At 63.7% G+C, this 19,494-nt stretch carries 17 protein-coding genes; 13 read left to right on the top strand and 4 right to left on the bottom strand.

The window, feature by feature from the left end:
* Positions 1 to 166 precede the first annotated feature (166 nt).
* Together AC07R1_RS25070 and aptA are read right to left on the bottom strand one after the other, a co-directional pair.
* Entirely contained in the window at positions 167 to 1,660 is a 1,494-nt protein-coding gene (locus AC07R1_RS25070; RefSeq protein WP_011059103.1) for a CoA-acylating methylmalonate-semialdehyde dehydrogenase, read from the bottom strand.
* Between the two features lie 73 nt (positions 1,661 to 1,733).
* A complete protein-coding gene (gene aptA / locus AC07R1_RS25065; RefSeq protein WP_011059102.1) occupies positions 1,734 to 3,083 on the bottom strand; it encodes an omega-aminotransferase AptA in 1,350 nt (449 codons plus the stop codon).
* 125 nt (positions 3,084 to 3,208) lie between these two features.
* Between aptA and AC07R1_RS25060 the strand changes: the two genes are divergently transcribed.
* The 7 genes from AC07R1_RS25060 to AC07R1_RS25030 all read left to right on the top strand — a co-directional run bounded on the left by AC07R1_RS25060 (position 3,209) and on the right by AC07R1_RS25030 (position 11,140).
* A complete protein-coding gene (locus AC07R1_RS25060) occupies positions 3,209 to 4,129 on the top strand; it encodes a LysR family transcriptional regulator (protein WP_011059101.1) in 921 nt (306 codons plus the stop codon).
* Between the two features lie 130 nt (positions 4,130 to 4,259).
* The gene (locus tag AC07R1_RS25055; RefSeq protein ID WP_015634037.1) at positions 4,260 to 5,654 is read left to right on the top strand and encodes a uracil-xanthine permease family protein; all 1,395 of its coding nucleotides are present in this window, start codon (positions 4,260 to 4,262) and stop codon (positions 5,652 to 5,654) included.
* An 87-nt stretch (positions 5,655 to 5,741) separates the two neighbouring features.
* On the top strand, positions 5,742 to 6,410 hold the full coding sequence (locus AC07R1_RS25050) for a TetR/AcrR family transcriptional regulator (protein ID WP_011059099.1): 669 nt from the start codon (positions 5,742 to 5,744) through the stop codon (positions 6,408 to 6,410).
* A 5-nt stretch (positions 6,411 to 6,415) separates the two neighbouring features.
* Positions 6,416 to 6,997 carry an IMPACT family protein gene (locus AC07R1_RS25045; protein ID WP_103290384.1) on the top strand — a complete coding sequence of 194 codons (582 nt, stop codon included), beginning with the start codon at positions 6,416 to 6,418 and terminating at the stop codon, positions 6,995 to 6,997.
* Positions 6,998 to 7,530: 533 nt separating this feature from the next.
* Positions 7,531 to 9,096, top strand: coding sequence for an ABC transporter ATP-binding protein (locus AC07R1_RS25040; RefSeq protein ID WP_495111038.1), 1,566 nt, complete (start codon positions 7,531 to 7,533; stop codon positions 9,094 to 9,096).
* Positions 9,097 to 9,107: 11 nt separating this feature from the next.
* Positions 9,108 to 10,214, top strand: a complete 1,107-nt coding sequence (locus AC07R1_RS25035; protein WP_011059096.1) for an ABC transporter permease — start codon at positions 9,108 to 9,110, stop codon at positions 10,212 to 10,214.
* On the top strand, positions 10,214 to 11,140 hold the full coding sequence (locus AC07R1_RS25030) for an ABC transporter permease (protein ID WP_019092790.1): 927 nt from the start codon (positions 10,214 to 10,216) through the stop codon (positions 11,138 to 11,140). Before AC07R1_RS25035 ends, AC07R1_RS25030 begins: the two co-directional genes overlap by 1 nt.
* On the opposite strand, the gene AC07R1_RS25025 is transcribed toward AC07R1_RS25030, so the two are convergent.
* Positions 11,137 to 11,289: a hypothetical protein gene (locus AC07R1_RS25025; RefSeq protein ID WP_495111037.1), complete on the bottom strand. Its 153-nt coding sequence runs from the start codon at positions 11,287 to 11,289 to the stop codon at positions 11,137 to 11,139. The genes AC07R1_RS25030 and AC07R1_RS25025 overlap by 4 nt on opposite strands.
* Positions 11,290 to 11,451: 162 nt before the next feature.
* On the opposite strand from AC07R1_RS25025, the gene AC07R1_RS25020 reads away from it, so the two are divergent.
* The 3 genes from AC07R1_RS25020 (at position 11,452) to AC07R1_RS25010 (ending at position 14,805) form a co-directional block, all read left to right on the top strand.
* The gene (locus tag AC07R1_RS25020; protein WP_011059094.1) at positions 11,452 to 12,135 is read left to right on the top strand and encodes an SDR family oxidoreductase; all 684 of its coding nucleotides are present in this window, start codon (positions 11,452 to 11,454) and stop codon (positions 12,133 to 12,135) included.
* Positions 12,136 to 12,327: 192 nt separating this feature from the next.
* Positions 12,328 to 13,686 (top strand): 8-oxoguanine deaminase, encoded by a 1,359-nt coding sequence (locus AC07R1_RS25015; protein ID WP_194237374.1) that lies wholly within the window; start codon positions 12,328 to 12,330, stop codon positions 13,684 to 13,686.
* Between the two features lie 111 nt (positions 13,687 to 13,797).
* The gene (locus tag AC07R1_RS25010; RefSeq protein WP_015634030.1) at positions 13,798 to 14,805 is read left to right on the top strand and encodes a formylglycine-generating enzyme family protein; all 1,008 of its coding nucleotides are present in this window, start codon (positions 13,798 to 13,800) and stop codon (positions 14,803 to 14,805) included.
* Here AC07R1_RS25010 and AC07R1_RS25005 read toward each other — a convergent pair.
* Positions 14,802 to 15,890 (bottom strand): calcium:cation antiporter, encoded by a 1,089-nt coding sequence (locus tag AC07R1_RS25005; RefSeq protein WP_011059091.1) that lies wholly within the window; start codon positions 15,888 to 15,890, stop codon positions 14,802 to 14,804. The genes AC07R1_RS25010 and AC07R1_RS25005 overlap by 4 nt on opposite strands.
* A gap of 324 nt (positions 15,891 to 16,214) precedes the next feature.
* On the opposite strand from AC07R1_RS25005, the gene AC07R1_RS25000 reads away from it, so the two are divergent.
* The 3 genes from AC07R1_RS25000 to AC07R1_RS24990 all read left to right on the top strand — a co-directional run bounded on the left by AC07R1_RS25000 (position 16,215) and on the right by AC07R1_RS24990 (position 19,462).
* Positions 16,215 to 17,297, top strand: coding sequence for a BMP family ABC transporter substrate-binding protein (locus AC07R1_RS25000; protein WP_495111036.1), 1,083 nt, complete (start codon positions 16,215 to 16,217; stop codon positions 17,295 to 17,297).
* Positions 17,298 to 17,362: 65 nt separating this feature from the next.
* On the top strand, positions 17,363 to 18,328 hold the full coding sequence (locus AC07R1_RS24995; protein ID WP_495111035.1) for a 2-oxoglutarate and iron-dependent oxygenase domain-containing protein: 966 nt from the start codon (positions 17,363 to 17,365) through the stop codon (positions 18,326 to 18,328).
* A gap of 180 nt (positions 18,329 to 18,508) precedes the next feature.
* On the top strand, positions 18,509 to 19,462 hold the full coding sequence (locus tag AC07R1_RS24990) for an adenosine deaminase (RefSeq protein WP_011059088.1): 954 nt from the start codon (positions 18,509 to 18,511) through the stop codon (positions 19,460 to 19,462).
* Positions 19,463 to 19,494: the final 32 nt, after the last annotated feature.

Genomic DNA, 19,494 nt, shown 5'->3' with positions numbered 1-19,494 from the left:
GTTGAATCTCAAGGAGTTTTCCGTTTCGACTGCGCCGGAAGTGGGGCGAATTATAGACCTGTAGAATCTGCCGTCAACAGTTATTTTCATAATTCTGTCATATCGGTCAGAAAAGCCCATAAAAGCAAAGGCCGGCCCCAAGGGGCCGGCCTTTATCGCTTCACTCTTACAGGCTAGGGAAGGCGAACTGCGAGGCTTCGTGACTGGCGCGTTGCGGCCAGCGCTGGGTGATCGCCTTGCGACGGGTATAGAAACGCACACCATCGGGACCGTAGGCATGCAGGTCACCGAACAGTGAACGCTTCCAGCCACCGAAGCTGTGATAGGCCACAGGTACCGGCAGCGGCACGTTGACGCCCACCATGCCCACTTCGATCTCGTCGCAGAACAGACGTGCCGCCTCACCGTCACGGGTAAAGATGCAGGTACCGTTGCCGTACTCGTGATCGTTGATCAGTTGCATGGCCTCCTCCAGGCTGTTGACCCGGACGATGCACAGCACCGGCCCGAAGATCTCTTCCTTATAGATGCGCATCTGCGGGGTAACGCGGTCGAACAGGCAGCCACCGAGGAAGAAGCCGTCTTCATGACCGGCCACGCTCAGGCCACGACCGTCCACCACCAGTTGCGCACCTGCGGCCACGCCGTCTTCTACATAACCACTGACCTTGTCACGCGCCTGGGCGGTAACCAGCGGCCCCATGTCCAGGCCACAGGAAGTACCGGCACCAATCTTCAGCGCCTTGATCTGTGGCACCAGCTTGGCCACCAGTGCATCGGCCACCTGGTCGCCCACGCACACGGCTACCGAGATCGCCATGCACCGCTCACCGCATGAACCGTAGGCCGCGCCCATCAACGCACTGACGGCGTTATCCAGGTCGGCATCCGGCATCAGCACCGCGTGGTTCTTCGCCCCGCCCAGAGCCTGAACGCGCTTGCCGCGCTTGGTGCCTTCGGCATAGATGTACTCGGCAATCGGCGTCGAACCGACAAAACTCAGCGCCTTGACTTCCGGTGCCTCGATCAGCGCGTCCACCGCAGTTTTGTCACCGTGAACCACGTTCAGCACGCCCTTGGGCAGGCCGGCTTCATGCAGCAGCTCGGCAATCAGCAGGGTCGAGCTTGGATCACGCTCAGAAGGCTTGAGGATGAAGCAGTTGCCACAGGCGATCGCCAGCGGATACATCCACAGCGGCACCATGGCCGGGAAGTTGAACGGGGTAATGCCGGCCACTACGCCCAGCGGCTGGAAGTCGGACCAGGCGTCGATGTTAGGGCCCACGTTACGGCTGTACTCGCCCTTGAGGATTTCCGGCGCGGCGCAGGCGTATTCCACGTTCTCGATACCGCGCTTCAATTCGCCAGCAGCATCTTCCAGGGTCTTGCCGTGCTCTTCGCTGATCAGCTTGGCAATACGGGCTTCGTTCTGCTCCAGCAATTGCTTGAAGCGGAACATCACCTGGGCGCGCTTGGCCGGTGGCGTATTGCGCCAGGCCGGGAATGCCGACTTGGCCGAGTCGATGGCTTGCTGGATGGTTTCACGGCTGGCCAGCGGCACTTTATGGATCGCCTGACCGGTGGACGGGTTGAATACGTCGGCGCTGCGACCGTTGTCGCTTACCAGCTCACCGTGGATCAGGTGTTGGATCAGACTCATGCGGGGACTCCTGAAAGAGGGAAGGCGCAGGCGCGAAACACTTCGCGCCCGCTTCTATATAAGAAGGATCGAATCAGTCGAGCTTGCTCAGCACTTCGCCAACCGCGTCGAACAGGCGATCGAGGTCCTGCGGCTTGCTGTTGAAGGTTGGGCCGAACTGCAGGGTGTCGCCGCCGAAGCGCACATAGAAGCCGGCTTTCCACAACGCCATGCCAGCCTCGAACGGACGCACGATGGCATCGCCATCACGGGGTGCAATCTGGATCGCGCCAGCCAGGCCGAAGTTACGGATGTCGATCACGTTCTTCGTGCCCTTGATGCCGTGCAGTGCATTCTCGAAATGCGGGGCAACCTCGGCCACGCTCTGCACCAGGTTTTCCTTCTGCAGCAGGTCCAGTGCCGCCAGGCCCGCAGCGCACGCCACCGGGTGCGCCGAGTAGGTGTAGCCGTGGGGGAATTCCACCGCGTACTCGGGTGTCGCCTGGTTCATGAAGGTCTGATAGATCTCGGAGCTGGCAATCACCGCGCCCATGGGGATCGCGCCGTTGGTGACCTGCTTGGCCACGCACATCAGATCCGGCGTCACGCCGAAGCTGTCAGCGCCGAACATGGCACCGGTACGGCCGAAGCCGGTGATCACTTCGTCGAACACCAGCAGGATGTTGTGCTGGTCGCAGATTTCCCGCAGGCGCTTGAGGTAACCCTGTGGCGGCACCAGCACGCCAGCGGAGCCGGCCAGAGGCTCGACGAAGACCGCGGCAATGTTGGAAGCATCATGCAGTTCGATCAGTTTCAGCAGCTCATCGGCCAGAGCGATACCGCCCTGCTCCGGCATGCCACGGGAATAAGCGTTGCTGGCCAGCAGGGTATGGGGCAGGTGATCGACATCCATCATCGCCTGGCCGAACAACTTGCGGTTGCCGTTGACGCCACCGAGGCTGGTGCCGGCGATATTCACCCCGTGGTAGCCACGGGCACGGCCGATCATCTTGGTCTTGGTCGACTGGCCTTTCAGGCGCCAGTAGGCGCGCACCATCTTCACTGCGGTATCGGCGCACTCGGAGCCGGAGTCAGTGAAGAACACGTGGTTCAGGTTGCCCGGGGTCAGGTCGGTGATCTTCTCGGCCAGCTGGAACGACAGCGGGTGGCCGTATTGGAAGCCCGGGGAATAGTCCAGGGTGCCCAACTGCTTGGCGACCGCTTCCTGGATCTCCTTGCGCGAGTGACCGGCACCGCAGGTCCACAGACCGGACAGCGAGTCATAGATCTTGCGGCCCTTGTCGTCCACCAACCAGCTGCCTTCGGCGCCGACGATCAGGCGCGGGTCGCGCTGGAAGTTGCGGTTGGCGGTGTAGGGCATCCAGTGAGCGTCGAGCTTGAGCTGGCTGGCCAGGGACTGAGGGGCGGTTTCCGGCATGTTCATGAGCAAAACCTCGCAAGGCAATGAAGCGGCGTAGGAATGAAAAGCGTTGTTGCAGCTAAGTTGCCACGGCTATAAAGTCGGTGAAATCCAACTTTAATAACCTTCAGTCTGGCATCCACTAAACTATGAGCAGCCGTCGAGCCGACCCGCTGGCGCAAGTCAGCGACTTTGATATCCGCCTGCTGCGGATCTTTCGCAGCGTGGTGGAGTGCGGTGGTTTCTCCGCCGCGGAAACCGTGCTCGGCATCGGCCGCTCGGCCATCAGCCAGCAGATGAGCGACCTGGAGCAACGGGTCGGCCTGCGCCTGTGCCAGCGCGGGCGCGCCGGGTTCTCCCTGACCGAGGAGGGCCGCGAGGTCTATCAGTCGACCCTGCAGCTGCTCAGTGCCCTGGAAAGCTTCCGTACCGAGGTCAACGGCCTGCACCGCCACCTGCGCGGCGAATTGATCATCGGCCTCACAGACAACCTGGTGACCCTGCCCCACATGCGCATCACCCACGCCCTGGCGCAATTGAAGGAGCGTGGCCCGGACGTGCAGATCCAGATCCGCATGATCGCCCCCAACGAAGTCGAGCAAGGGGTGCTCGACGGCCGCCTGCATGTCGGCGTAGTGCCCCAGGCCAGTGCCCTGCCCGGCCTGGAATACCAGCCGCTGTATGACGAACGCTCGCTGCTGTACTGCGCAGTGGGCCACCCGCTGTTCTATGTGGATGACCGGCAACTGGACGACCAGCGCCTCAACGACCAGGACGCCATCGCCCCGACCTTTCGCCTGCCGGCCGAGATCCAGGCCCACTATCAGGCGCTGAATTGCACCGCCAGCGCATCCGACCGGGAAGGCATGGCGTTCCTGATTCTCACCGGCCGCTACATCGGCTACCTGCCGGACCACTACGCCAGCCTCTGGGTGCAGCAGGGCCGGTTGCGTGCCCTCAAGCCCAAGTCACGCTTCTACGACCTGAGCCTGGCATCGGTCACGCGCAAGGGCCGGCGCCCTCATTTGGTGCTCGAAAGCTTTCTGGAGAGCCTGGCGGCAACCCGCTAGAGCGTCTCCACTCACCAACAAGGCCCCGTATTCAAAGGCCCGCACCGCAAAACAGAAAAAATAACCTGAGCACCTGGACAGCTTTTTGCAAAGACCTCGGCACCTTGAACCCCAGCCCGAGCTCCATGCCATGCAGCCAGATGCTTCCCGCCCCAGCGAACTGATCTACGGCCTCGACGACCGCCCGCAACCGCTGCCCGCGCTGCTGGCGGCCCTGCAGCATGTGCTGGCCAGCTTTGTCGGCATCATCACCCCACCACTGGTGATTGGTTCGGCCCTGGGCCTTTCGGCGTACCTGCCGTACCTGATAAGCATGGCGCTGATGGTCTCCGGGGTCGGCACCTTTATCCAGGCCCGGCGCCCCTGGGGCATCGGGGCCGGCATGATCTGCCTGCAAGGCACCAGCTTCGCCTTCCTCGGCGCCGTACTGTCGGCGGGGTTCCTGGTCAAGCAACGGGGCGGCAGCCCGGAAGACATCCTGGCGATGATCTTCGGCGTGTGTTTCTTCGGCGCGCTGGTGCAGATCGTCCTCAGCCGCTTTATCGGGCGACTGCGCCGGGTGATCACCCCGTTGGTGACCGGCATCGTCATTACCCTGATCGGCATCAGCCTGATCAAGGTCGGCATCACCGACCTGGGCGGCGGCTTCAATGCCGCGGACTTCGGCGCCCCGGGCAATCTCGGCCTGGGCCTGCTGGTGCTGCTGACCATCATTCTGCTCAACCGCAGCAACACCCCGTGGGTGCGCCTCAGCGCCATCATCATCGGCCTGGCCCTGGGCAGCCTGGCGGCCTGGTTCAGCGGCAAGCTGGTGCCCCAGCCGCTGCCGGACCTGCCGTTGATCAGCCTGCCCCTGCCCTTCAGGTACGGCTTCAGTTTCGACTGGAGCGCCTTTATCCCCGTAGCCCTGATCTACCTGATCAGCACCCTGGAAACCGTGGGAGATCTGACCGCCAACTGCATGCTGGCGCGCCAGCCCATCAGCGGCCCTTCCTATATAAGCCGGCTCAAGGGCGGGGTCCTGGGGGACGGCGTCAGTTGCATGATCGCCGCCACCTTCAGCGCCTTCCCCAACACCACCTTCGCCCAGAACAACGGGGTGATTCAGTTGACCGGCGTGGCCAGCCGCTTCGTCGGCCTGTACATCGGCCTGATCCTGTTCTGCCTGGGCCTGTTCCCGCTGATCGGCGCGCTGCTGCAACAGATCCCCAAGCCGGTACTCGGCGGTGCCACCCTGGTGATGTTTGGCAGCGTCGCCGCAGCCGGGGTACGGATCCTCGCCCAGGCCCCGCTGGACCGGCGCAGTATGCTGATCATCGCCACTTCGTTCGGCGTCGGTCTGGGCATCGCCGCGCAACCGAACCTGCTGCACCTGCTGCCCAAGGTGGTGCAGAACCTGTTCGATTCGGCGATCACCAGCGGCGGCCTCACCGCCTTGCTGATGAGCCTGCTGTTGCCGGAAAGCAAGGGCGCGGCGAATGACGCAAATCCGATTCCGGAAAACGACACCCTGAGGGCCCACTGAGGCTTTTGTAGCGCCAAGGCTTGTCTGATCCACGTGGGTGCGCTATCAACGCACAGGTTGCACCCACAGACTTGCTCGGAAACCTCCATGACCTTTGAAGTCCCCGCCCACAGCGCTCCTCACCCCGGCAAACCCGCCAGCCGCATTCGGCAGAAGAATGAAGAGGCCATCCTCCAGGCCGCCGAGGACGAGTTCGCCCGTCACGGTTTCAAAGGCACCAGCATGAACACCATCGCGCAGAAGGCCGGCCTGCCCAAAGCCAACCTGCACTACTACTTCACCAACAAGCTGGGGCTGTACATCGCGGTGCTGAGCAACATCCTCGAACTCTGGGACAGCACCTTCAACACCCTCACCGCCGAAGATGATCCGGCCGAAGCCCTGACCCGCTACATCCGCGCCAAGATGGAATTCTCCCGCCGCCAGCCGCAAGCCTCGCGGATCTTCGCCATGGAGATCATCAGCGGTGGCGAGTGCCTGAGCGAGTATTTCAGCCAGGACTACCGCGCCTGGTTCCAGGGCCGCGCCGCGGTGTTCCAGGCCTGGATCGACGCCGGCAAGATGGACCCGGTAGACCCGGTGCACCTGATCTTCCTGCTGTGGGGCAGCACCCAGCACTATGCCGATTTCGCCACCCAGATCTGCCGCGTCACCGGGCGCACCCGGCTGACCAAGCAGGACATGGAAGACGCCGGCAACAACCTGATCCGCATCATCCTCAAAGGCTGTGGCCTGACACCTGCACTGAAAGACTGACCCCCATGCCCTTTACCCTGGCCGGCCTTTGCGAATACCGCGAGGAAATTCGCAAAAGCCGCTTCATCACCTTTGCCGCGCCCATCAGCAGCGCGGCCGAGGCCCAAGCCTTCATCCAGCAGTACAGCGACCTCAACGCTTCGCATAACTGCTGGGCGTGGAAACTCGCCGACCAGTACCGCAGCAACGACGACGGTGAACCCGGCGGCACCGCCGGGCGACCGATCCTCGCGGCCATCGAGGCCCAGGACTGCGACCAGGTGGCGGTGCTGGTGATCCGCTGGTACGGCGGCATCCAGCTGGGCACCGGCGGCCTGGCCCGAGCCTATGGCGGCGGCGCCAACAAGTGCCTGCAAGGCGCCGAGCGCATCGCCCTGGTCAACCGCGTACCGCTGCGTTGCGCCTGCAGCTTCAGCGAACTGGCGCTGGTCAAGCTGCGGGTTGCCGAACTGGGTGGGCTGCTGGTCCAGGAAGACTTCACCGCCAACGGCGTAGAGCTGCAACTGGCCCTGGGCGAAGAGCAGATCAATACCCTGCAGCAACAGCTGGCGGACCTCAGCCGCGGGCGCATCCTTTTGCAGCGCTGAAGGCACCAACCCGGCCCGGACCACCCTGTGCATAACCCGCAAGGGCCCCGGGCACTTGCCCACATCTACTGTGCACCCGACTGTGGATAAGCTGAGCACATAGCGCTGTAACCCTTCTGCAACGTGGCTTTGCGGGCTTTGTTCATTTTTTGTCCAAAGCGTCCCCAGGAAGCTTTTTTCCACAGCGAAACAGCCACTTAAGCCGGTTTATCGCAGTTCACGGGCAAGCCAGTGGTGCTGATGCCCAAGCGCCGCTCTTGCACACAATTACTGTGGAGCAAGCTGTGGATAACCCGTGCAAGGCTGCTCCAGCCCCTGATTGCGCAGGGTCTGCAGGCAACTGATCATTTTCTGCGCAACGGCCTGGGGACAAAAACAGCGCCTTTTCAAACACCTTGCCCCGAAGTGGTGCCCGGACCCTGGTCCTGTCAGCCAGGCAGGATGCCGCCCGGGAGCGCTCCACCGGCTTTCCTGACCCACTGGCCAGGAAATTGCTTTATCCACAGGCACAACTCCCAGAAGCCGAGCCTGTCATGTCCAATCACCCTGCACCCAGCAGCCAGGCACCACGCCTGCAACTGCGCCGGATCAGCAAACGCTATCCCGGCTGCCTGGCCAACGACGCCATCGACCTGAACATCGCTGCGGGTGAAATCCATGCGTTGCTGGGCGAAAACGGCGCCGGCAAAAGCACCTTGATGAAGATCATCTACGGGGTGGTCCAGGCCGATTCGGGGGAACTGCTCTGGCAAGGACGACGCCAGCTCATCGACAACCCGGCCCAGGCACGCAGCCTGGGGATCGGCATGGTGTTCCAGCATTTCTCGCTGTTCGAAACCCTCAGCGTGGCGCAGAACATTGCCCTGGCCATGGGCGCCGGCACCGGTACGCCGAGCCAGCTGGAAGGCAGAATCCGCGAGGTTTCCCAGCGTTACGGCATGGCCCTCGAACCCCAGCGCCTGGTGCACAGCCTGTCCATCGGCGAACGCCAGCGGGTGGAAATCGTCCGCTGCCTGATGCAGGACATCCGCCTGCTGATCCTCGACGAGCCGACCTCGGTCCTGACCCCGCAGGAGGCCGACGACCTGTTCGTCACCCTGCGCCGGCTGGCCGACGAAGGCTGCAGCATCCTGTTCATCAGCCACAAGCTCGCCGAGGTGCGCGCCCTGTGCCACAGCGCCACGGTGCTGCGCGCGGGCCGGGTGGCCGGGCACTGCAGGCCGCCGCAGTGCTCGGATCGCGAGCTGGCGCGGCTGATGGTGGGGGACGCGGCAGCGATGATCACCGACTACCCGAAAGCCCGCGGCACGAACGACTTCCTGCGCCTGGACAACCTCAGCTGGGACAACCCCGATCCTTTCGGCTGCTCACTGAAGAACATCGACCTGCGCCTGCGCAGCGGCGAGATCGTCGGCATCGCCGGAGTCGCCGGCAATGGCCAGGACGAACTGCTGGCCCTGCTCAGCGGTGAACAGCGCCTGCCCCGTGGCGAAGCCGAATGTATCTGTTTCGCCGGCCAGGGGGTGGCTCATCTGTATCCCGACGCCCGACGCCAGCGCGGCCTGGCTTTCGTTCCCGCCGAACGCCTGGGCCACGGCGCGGTGCCGGAACTGAGCCTGGAGGACAACGCCCTGCTCAGCGCCTTTCAACAGGGCCTGGTGCGCCACGGGCTGATCCAGCGACGCAAGGTGCGGGAACTGGCCGAGCGCATCATCCAGCGTTTTGGGGTCAAGAGCGCCGGTTCCCAGAGCCCGGCCCGCAGCCTGTCCGGCGGCAACCTGCAGAAATTCATCCTGGGCCGCGAGATCCTCCAGCAGCCTCGCCTGCTGATCGCCGCGCACCCGACCTGGGGCGTGGATGTAGGGGCCGCCGCCACTATCCACCGGGCACTGATCGCCTTGCGCGATGCCGGCGCGGCGATCCTGGTGATCTCCGAAGACCTGGACGAGCTGTTCCAGATCAGCGACCGCCTCGCGGCCCTGTGCGCTGGACGCCTATCGCCCCTCAAGGCCTGCGCCGACACCTCGCTGGTGGAGGTTGGCGGCTGGATGGCCGGCCACGCCGATTCCCTGCCCTCACCCGCTGCACTGGCGATTTAACGGAGCTGTCCATGCTGCTTTCACTCGAACCCCGTGGCCGCCAGTCGCGGCTGATGCTCTGGTGCTCGCCACTGCTGGCGGCGCTGCTGACCCTGGGCTGCGGTTCCCTGCTGTTCATGACCCTGGGGCATGACCCCTGGCTAACCTTGCACACCCTGCTGATCGCCCCGGTCAGCGACTTGTATGGTGTGTCCGAACTGCTGGTCAAGGCGCTACCTATCCTGCTCTGTGCCCTGGGCCTGGCGGTGGCCTACCAGGCGCGGGTGTGGAACATCGGCGCCGAGGGCCAATTGCTGCTCGGGGCCCTGGTCGGTAGCGCCCTGGCGGTCAATCTCATCGAACTGCAAAGCCGCTGGGCGCTGGTGCTGATCCTGCTTGCCGGAACCCTGGCCGGGGCTGCCTGGGCCGGGCTCACCGCCTGGTTGCGCACCCGCTTCAACGCCAATGAAATCCTCACCAGCATCATGCTCAACTACATCGCCCTGAACCTGTTGCTGTACTGCGTGCATGGCCCGTTGAAAGACCCCGCCGGGTTCAACTTTCCCGAGTCGGCGATGTTCGGCGACGCCAGCCGCCTGCCGCTGCTGATGGAAGACGGCCGGGTCCACGCCGGGGTGTACTTCGCCCTGCTGGCCCTGGTGGCGGTCTGGGTGCTGCTGCAGAAAAGCTTTGTCGGCTTCCAGATCAGGGTGCTCGGCCTGGACCAGCGTGCCGCCGGCTTCGTCGGCTTTCGCCAGAAGCGCCTGGTCTGGCTGGCGCTGTTGACCAGCGGTGCGCTGGCAGGGCTGGCCGGGGTCTGCGAAGTCGCCGGCCCCATCGGCCAACTGGTGCCCCAGGTGTCTCCCGGCTACGGCTACGCGGCCATTACCGTGGCTTTTCTCGGCCGCCTGAACCCCATCGGCATTGTGTTTTCCAGCCTGCTGATGGCGTTGCTGTACATCGGTGGCGAGAGCGCGCAGATGAGCCTCAACCTGCCCCAGGCCATCACCCAGCTGTTCCAGGGAATGATGCTGTTCTTCCTCCTGGCCAGCGACGTTCTGATTCTCTATCGCCCGCGCCTGAACCTGCGTTGGGTGCGCCGTAACGCCAGCGCCACTGCTACCGCCGGAGCCCTGTGATGGATATCGATCTGCTGAGCAATATTCTCTACGCCATGGTCCGCTGCGGCACCCCGCTGCTGCTGGTGGCCCTGGGGGAACTGATCTGTGAAAAGAGCGGCGTCCTCAACCTGGGGCAGGAAGGCATGATGCTGTTCGGCGCGGTGATAGGTTTTATCGTCGCCCTCAACAGCGGCCATTTGTGGCTCGGGGTGCTGCTGGCGATGGCCGCCGGGATGCTGCTGGCGGCGCTGTTCGCCCTGGTGGCCCTGGTGTTCACCGCCAACCAGGTGGCTACCGGGCTGGCGCTGACGATCTTCGGGGTCGGCCTGTCGAGCTTTGTCGGCGCGGCCTGGGTCGGCAAGCCCCTGGCCGGCTTCGAACCGCTGGCGCTGCCGCTGCTGAGCGAGATCCCGCTGATCGGTCGCATGCTGTTCGCCCAGGATTTGCTGGTGTACCTGTCCTTCACCCTGTTCGCCCTGGTGGCCTGGGTGGTGCTCAAAAGCCGGGTCGGCCTGATCATCCAGGCTGTCGGCGAGAACCCAGACGCCGCCAGCGCCATGGGCCTGCCGGTACTGCGGGTGCGCACGCTCGCGGTGCTGTTCGGCGGCGCCATGGCGGGGCTGGCCGGGGCCTACCTGTCCCTGGCCTACACCCCGATGTGGGCCGAGAACATGAGCGCCGGACGCGGCTGGATCGCCCTGGCGCTGGTGGTATTCGCCAGCTGGCGGGTGTGGCGGCTGCTGCTCGGCGCCTACCTGTTCGGCCTGGCGAGCATCCTGCACCTGGTGGCCCAGGGCCTGGGCCTGGCGATTCCTTCCAACCTGCTGGCGATGCTGCCCTATGCCGCGACCATCCTGGTGCTGGTGCTGCTATCCCGGGATGCCTTGCGCACCCGGCTGTATGCACCGGTGTCCCTCGGCCAGCCGTGGCAGTCGGGACACTAGATGGCTGCCGGGGCCTTACCGGCAGCCGCTCGCACCGGCAGCAACTGGGCCACGCACCAGGCCAGCTCGAAGAACAGGATCACCCCGATCAATGCCGTGGCTGCGTGAGCCAGGGCGTGGTCCACATAGATGTCGCGCCATCGATTCAAGGAGCGCGCAGGCCAAAGCCTGGAGTATGCTTCAGGGTCAGCCCTTTCGAGCCCCATGCTTGCGCATCGGAGAACCGGGCCAGTTACGCCCCGTGCTGCAACTGCGACTGGGGCAAGCCTGTCCATTGAATCCGTGATCCTCACTTATCAAGGAACCTCATCATGTCCACGGCAAAAACCGCACTGATCATCGGCGCCTCCCGGGGCCTGGGCCTCGGCCTGGTCCAGCGCCTGCTGGAAGACGGCTGGCAGGTCACCGCCACCGTGCGCAACCCGCACAAGGCCGAGGCGCTGCAAGCCCTGGGCAAGGTGCAGATCGAGCAACTGGACATGGACGATCAGCAAGCGGTGATTGCCCTGAGCCAGAAGCTCAAGGACCAGGTGTTCGACCTGCTGTTCGTCAACGCCGGGGTCAAGGGCCCGGACAACCAGTTGCCGGGCCAGGCGACCCTGGCCGAAGTCGGCCAACTGTTCTTCACCAACGCCGTGGCGCCGATCAACCTGGCCCAGCGCTTCGTCGGGCAGATCCGCAAGGACAGCGGCGTGCTGGCGTTCATGAGTTCGGTGCTGGGCAGCGTGACCATGCCCGACGCGCCGGAGCTGGCCCTGTACAAGGCCAGCAAGGCCGCGCTGAACTCCATGACCAACAGCTTCGTGACCCAGTTGGGGCAGAAGCTCACCGTGCTTTCGCTGCACCCGGGCTGGGTGAAGACCGACATGGGCGGCGAAGGCGCCGATATCGATGTGCAGACCAGCACCCGCGGGCTGATCGCCCAGGTCAATGCCTACACCGGCAAGGGCGGTCATCACTTCGTCAACTACAAAGGCGAAACCATCCCCTGGTAAGGCCGCGGCTGCCCCGGGCAGCCCTTGCACAGGCCAGCGAAGGCTCTGGAACGGGGGGCAAAATGCAAGTTTTGTCCCCCGGCAAATCTTTCGCTAGACTGCGCACCTCGCCCCTTGCGGCGACCCTGGATCAGCAGACAGGGCATCACTGAGCTGGCTAACCTGAACCCACTTTCAGAGGAGCCGGCAACCATGCCTGCGATCCGTACCTGGTTAAAAAATCCCCTGGCCATCTTCACCGGCAATGCCCTCGACGCCCGTGGCGGCCTGGTGCTGCAAGACGGCCTGATCGTTGAAGTGCTGGGCCTCGGCCAGCAACCTGCAAGCCCCTGCCAGCAGGTCTTCGATGCCCGCGAGCACGTGCTGCTGCCGGGCCTGATCAACACCCACCATCACTTCTATCAAACCCTGACCCGCGCCTGGGCGCCGGTGGTCAACCAGCCGCTGTTTCCCTGGCTCAAGACCCTGTACCCGGTCTGGGCCCGGCTGACCCCGGAAAAACTCGCCCTGGCGACCAAAGTGGCACTGGCCGAACTGCTGCTCTCCGGCTGCACCACCGCCGCCGACCATCACTATCTGTTCCCGGACGGCCTGGAAAACGCCATCGACGTGCAAGTCGAAACCGTGCGTGAACTGGGCATGCGCGCCATGCTCACCCGCGGCTCGATGAGCCTTGGCGAAAAGGACGGCGGCCTGCCACCGCAACAGACTGTGCAGGAAGGCCAGGTGATTCTCGACGACAGTCAGCGCCTGATTCACGAGTACCACGAGCGTGGCGACGGTGCGCAGATCCAGATCGCCCTGGCACCGTGCTCGCCGTTCTCGGTGACCCCGGAAATCATGTCGGCCAGCGCCGAACTGGCCAACGGGCTCGATGTGCGCCTGCACACTCACCTGGCCGAGACCCTCGACGAAGAAGACTTCTGCCTGCAGCGTTTCGGCCTGCGCACGGTGGATTATCTGGACAGCGTCGGCTGGCTTGGTCCGCGTACCTGGCTGGCCCACGGCATCCACTTCAACCCGGATGAGATCGCCCGCCTCGGCCAAGCCGGTACCGGCATCTGCCATTGCCCGAGTTCGAACATGCGCCTGGCGTCCGGCATCTGCCCCAGCATCGAGCTGACCGATGCAGGGGCGCTGTTCGGCTTGGGCGTGGACGGTTCGGCGTCCAATGACGCCTCGAACATGATCCTCGAAGCGCGTCAGGCGCTGTACATCCAGCGCCTGCGTTACGGCGCCGAAAAGATCACCCCGGAGCGTGTACTGGGCTGGGCGACCCAGGGGTCGGCAAGCCTGTTGGGCCGTACCGACATCGGCGAACTGGCGGTAGGCAAGCAGGCAGACCTGGCGTTGTTCAAGCTCGATGAACTGCGTTTCTCGGGTAGCCATGATCCGGTTTCAGCGCTGCTGTTGTGCGCTGCGGATCGAGCGGACCGGGTCATGATTGGCGGCAAGTGGCGGGTGATTGATGGCCAGGTCGAAGGGCTGGATCTGAAAAACCTGATCGCCGATCACAGCCAGGCGGCCCGGCAACTGATCGCCGGCACCTGATCTTTGGCGCCCACGGCGAGGGAGCGTATCCCTCGCCTGTGCGTTGACGGTATCAGAGGGAGGAAACATGTTAGTTTGCCGCCCTCATCCGAACCGTTATAGGGACATTACGTGAAACAAAAGCACGGACTGGCGCTCTGCGTCGCGCTGCTGATTTCGGGCTGTGGGAAACAGGAGGTTGCAGGCCCCGCCAGCAAAGTGCTGTCACCTGAAAAAGTTGCAGACATTGCTTCGACCATCAGCCGCAGATACCCGGACCTGTCCCCGCAAGTCCGCGATGCGGTGCTCAACACCGTCGTGCGTTCGATGGACAACATGGTGCTGATTGAAGGTGGCGAATTCCAGATGGGGGATTTCGGCTGGCCCCGTGGCTTCGACCCACAGGCCTTGTGCCAATGGCCCTGTGGCGTGGACCCGGCAAACATGGAACGGATCAGCCTCGACATCGATGACGACTTCGTTCACCCGGTCAAGTTGAGCAGCTACTACCTGTCCTCGCTGCAAACCACCTTGGGCGATTTCGATCTGTTCTTCCTGGCGCAAGGCCGGCCGCAATTCGACGCGGCACTGCGCAACCGCGCCGACATGAAACACCTCTACCAGGAAAACCTGCCCGCCCCGGCGTCTCGAAAATGGCAAGAGGCCAAGGATTACTGTGGCTGGCTGGCAGACCTCAGCGGCTATGCCGTGGATCTTCCGACCGAGGCCCAATGGGAATATGCGGCGCGCAACCGTGGCCAGCCGGTGATGTTCGCGACCGACAACGGCAATCTGGACTATGGCCGCAACTTTCCGGCGCCTGACGACAACGAAACCTTCGCCGTGGACAGGTTTGTGCCTAACCCGCTGGGCCTCTACAACCTCACCGGCAATGCCAGTGAATGGGTCAACGACTGGTACGACAAACACTACTACCGCGAATCTCCCGTGGAGAACCCGCAAGGGCCTGAAACAGGCATTTATCGAGCGCAACGGGGCGCCAACAACAAGTTTGCCAACGACCCGACCTTTTCTCCTTCGGCCAGCACCGTCCGCCGTTGGCGTTGGGGCGCACTCGCGGCCTGGAATGCCCCCGGGGTCAGCTTTCGCTGCGCTATCCAGTCGGCGCAACCCCTTTAAAGACCGAGCAGCGACAGCATGATGAAGGTCGCAAACAGCACGAAGTGAGTCATGCCTTCTATGGCATTGGTTTCACCGTCGTTGAGGTTGATCGCGCTGACGATCAGGGTGATGAACACCATCACCGTCTGCACCGGGGTCATGGCCATCTGGAAGGGCTGGCCGGTGTACAAGGCCATGGCCTCCATCACCGGCACCGTGAGGATCACCGTCGACAGGGAAGCGCCCAGGGCCACGTTGACCACCGACTGCATGCGGTTGGCCAGGGCGGCGCGCAGGGCGGTCAGGATTTCCGGCGCGGCGGAAATCGCCGCCACCAGGATCGCCGTGATCACCGGCGGGGCGCCCGTGCCTTCCAGGCCCAGGTCCAGGGTCTTGGACATCACCTCGGCCAGGGCGCCGATTACCACCACCCCGAACACCAGGATGCCGATGCTCCAGGCCAGGTTGATGGCATGGGGCTGTTCCTGGGCCTCTTTATTGCGGCGTTTTTCCGGGTAGCTGTAGCTGAAGAAATAGCTGTGCGGCCCGACCTGCATGCGCAGGAACAGGGTATAGAGCACCACCATGGCGCCGATGGTGAAGGCCGAGTAGACCTTCCAGTCGGCCTCGGGGATGAACTCCGGCACCACCATCGACACGCCCATGGCGGTGAGGATCATCACGCTGTAGGTACGCGCCGAGTCGTCGTTGTAGGGCTGCTCGCCATGCTTGATGCCGCCCATCAGCGCGGCCAGGCCGAGGATGCCGTTGATGTCCAGCATCACCGCCGAGTAGATGGTGTCGCGCACCAGGGTCGGCGAGGCTTCGTTGCTCATCATGATCGCCAGGATCACCACTTCCACCAGCACCGCGGCCAGGGTCAGGATCATGGTGCCGTAGGGGTCGCCGACCTTTTCCGCCAGCAGTTCAGCGTGGTGGGCGACGCGCATCGAAGCCATGACGATAAAGCCGATCAGCACCAGCCCGGCGCCCAGGGCGATGCCCTGGCCACTGCCCAGCAACAGATGTTCAAGCGGATAGGCGGCCACGGCGGCCAGCAGCGCAAGCAGTAGAAACTTTTCTTGCTTGAGGGAATTGAGCATTGCAGTCCTTTGACGGGAATAAAAACGAGTACAGGAGATGACTGAAAGACTGCACCAAGTCACTAACGTTTCGTTACATGTTAGTGCACCAGCCCCAGGCGCCGCGCACCGGGTTGGTTCTTGAAAAGCCCTTCGCCGGCAAGCGGCCTCCTGCATTCCAGCCCCGTAGGAGCTGGCTTGCCAGCGAAAAGCGCGCCCCAAAGCCCCCGTAGAAACCGCCTCGCCGGCGCAACGGCCATCTTTGTTGTCCTCTTGGTCAGCTATTTGCATTGCCCTCCAGTGCTTGCCGCCCCAGCCCCCCACAACAAGATGGAGCTCCCATTCATGCATACACGCCCGTTGCACAAGTTGCTCTGCACCCTGGCCGCCGCCATCGGCCTGAGTGCCAGCCTTACCGCCAGCGCCGCCAATCCGCTGAAGGTCGGTTTCGTCTACATCGGCCCCATAGGCGATCACGGCTGGACCTATCAGCATGAACAGGGGCGCAAGGCCCTGGTGGAAAAATTCGGCGACCAGATCAAGACCAACTACGTGGAGAACGTAGCCGAAGGCGCCGACGCCGAGCGGGTGATCCGCAACATGGCCAAGGACAACTACGACCTGATCTTCACCACCTCCTTCGGCTACATGAACCCCACGCTGAAGGTCGCCAGGCAGTTCCCCAAGGTGACCTTCGAACACGCCACCGGCTACAAGCAGGACAAGAACCTCGGCACCTACCTGGCGCGCACCTACGAGGGCCGCTACGTGGGTGGTTTCCTCGCGGCGAAGATGACCAAGAGCAAGAAGATCGGCTACGTCGCCTCCTTCCCCATTCCGGAGGTGATCCGCGACATCAACGCCATCCAGCTGGCCCTGAACAAGTACAACCCGGGCACCGAGATCAAGGTGGTGTGGGTCAATTCCTGGTTCGATCCGGGCAAGGAAGCCGACGCCGCCAATGCCCTGATCGACCAGGGCGCCGACGTGATCTTCCAGCACACCGACAGCCCGGCGCCGATCCAGGCCGCGGAACGGCGTGGCGTGTACGCGGTGGGCTATGCCTCGGACATGGCCCACTTCGGCCCCAAGGCGGTGCTGACCTCCATCGTCAACAACTGGGGCCCGCACTACATCCAGGCCACCCAGGGGGTGATGGACCACAGTTGGAAACCCCAGGACTACTGGGGTGGGCTGAAAGAGGGTACGGTTGAACTGCCCCTCAGCGACCTGCTGCCGGCCCCGGTGAAAACCGAGGCCGAACAGATCATCGCCAGCATCAAGAGCGGCGAGTTCCACCCGTTCACCGGCCCGATCAAGGACCAGGCCGGGGTCGAAAAAATCGCCGCGGGGGTCAGCGCCAGCAATGCCGAACTGGCCTCGATGAACTACTACGTCGAAGGCCTGAAGGCGGACATCCCCAAATAATCTGGCCGTCGCTGTCGGAGCATCCGCCAGCGACGACGGACCGCCAACAGGATGGGAGCACTTTCATGAATCAACTGCCGATCATCGATATCAGCCCGCTGTATCAGGATGAGCAGCAAGGCTGGGACAGTGTCGCCAAGCAGATCGACCGCGCCTGTCGCGAATGGGGCTTCTTCTACATCAAGGGTCACCCGATCAGCGCACAACGCATCGAGCAATTGCTGAGCACGGCCAAGCACTTCTTCGCCCTGCCCAGTGTTGAAAAACTCAAGATCGATATCACCCAGAGCCGTCACCATCGCGGCTACGGCGCCATCGCCACCGAGCAGCTGGACCCAAGCAAGCCCAGCGACCTCAAGGAAACCTTCGACATGGGCCTTCACCTGCCGGCCGAGCACCCGGACGTGCTGGCGGAAAAGCCCCTGCGCGGGCCCAACCGCCACCCTGACCTGCCCGGCTGGCAAGCCCTGATGGAGCAGCACTACCAGGACATGCAGGCCCTGGCCCAGACCCTGCTGCGGGCCATGACCCTGGCCCTGGGCATCGAACGTGATTTCTTCGACCGCCGCTTCCAGGACCCGGTGAGCGTGCTGCGGATGATCCACTATCCGCCGCGCCACACCGCCAGCAGCGCAGAGCAGCAAGGCGCTGGCGCCCACACCGACTACGGCTGCATCACCCTGCTCTACCAGGACGCCGCTGGCGGCTTGCAGGTGCGCAACGTCAAGGGCCAGTGGATCGACGCCCCGCCCATCGACGGCAGCTTCGTGGTCAACCTCGGCGACATGATGGCGCGCTGGAGCAACGACCGTTACCTGTCGACCCCGCACCGGGTCATCAGCCCGCTGGGGGTGGACCGCTACTCGATGCCGTTCTTCGCCGAGCCGCACCCGGATACCCGCATCGAATGCCTGCACGGTTGCCAGGACGCGGAGCACCCGGCCAAGTACCCGGTGACCACCTGCGCCCAATTCCTGCTGTCGCGCTTTGCCGATACCTACGCCTACCGCCGGGAGCTGGAGCAGGCCTGACCGCCCCCCCCGGTCAGGTTTTGCCGAACATTTGCGCCGCCAGATGTAGAATGGCGGCTTTTTCGGGCCCGGTGAAAACCTGGCGAAAGCCGCAAGCCACAGCCAGTTCCCCACAGAAGGGCACGGCCCCGGCAGCGCATCACTCTCGCAGCGCCCGCCTGCACCTGATGAGACGACACCATGTATGACTGGCTGAACGCCTTGCCCAAGGCCGAGTTGCACCTGCACCTGGAAGGTTCCCTGGAACCGGAACTGCTGTTCGCCCTGGCCGAACGCAACAAGATCGCCCTGCCCTGGAGCGACGTCGAGACCCTGCGCAAGGCCTACGCCTTCAACAACCTGCAGGAATTCCTCGACCTGTACTACCAGGGCGCCGACGTGCTGCGCACCTCCCAGGACTTCTACGACCTGACCTGGGCCTACCTGCTGCGCTGCAAAGAACAGAACGTGATCCACACCGAACCCTTCTTCGACCCGCAGACCCACACCGACCGTGGCGTGCCGTTCGAAGTGGTGCTCAACGGCATCGCCAGCGCACTCAAAGATGGCGAGCAGCAACTGGGCATCACCAGCGGCCTGATCCTCAGTTTCCTGCGCCACTTGAGCGAAGAAGAGGCGCAGAAGACCCTCGACCAGGCGCTGCCGTTTCGCGATGCATTCGTCGCCGTGGGCCTGGACAGTTCGGAAATGGGCCACCCGCCGAGCAAGTTCCAGCGGGTATTCGACCGCGCGCGCAGCGAAGGCTTCCTGACCGTCGCCCACGCCGGTGAAGAAGGCCCGCCGGAGTACATCTGGGAAGCCCTGGACCTGTTGAAGATCCAGCGCATCGACCACGGTGTACGTGCCTTCGAAGACGAGCGGCTGATGCAGCGGATCATCGACGAGCAGATCCCGCTGACTGTGTGCCCGCTGTCCAACACCAAGCTCTGCGTGTTCGACCACATGTCCCAGCACAACATCCTGCAAATGCTCGAGCGCGGGGTGAAGGTCACGGTCAACTCCGATGACCCGGCCTACTTCGGCGGCTACGTCACCGAGAACTTCCACGCCCTGCACACCGACCTGGGCATGACCCAGGACCAGGCCCGGCGCCTGGCGCAGAACAGCCTGGATGCACGGCTGGTCAAGCCGTAACGGCCTTCGCCGGCCAGCCGGCTCCTACACGA

Source organism: Pseudomonas sp. GW821-FHT07F01, assembly GCF_059418825.1.
The sequence above is the reverse complement of the archived record's forward strand: the minus strand, read 5'-3'. Positions and strand labels throughout refer to the sequence as shown.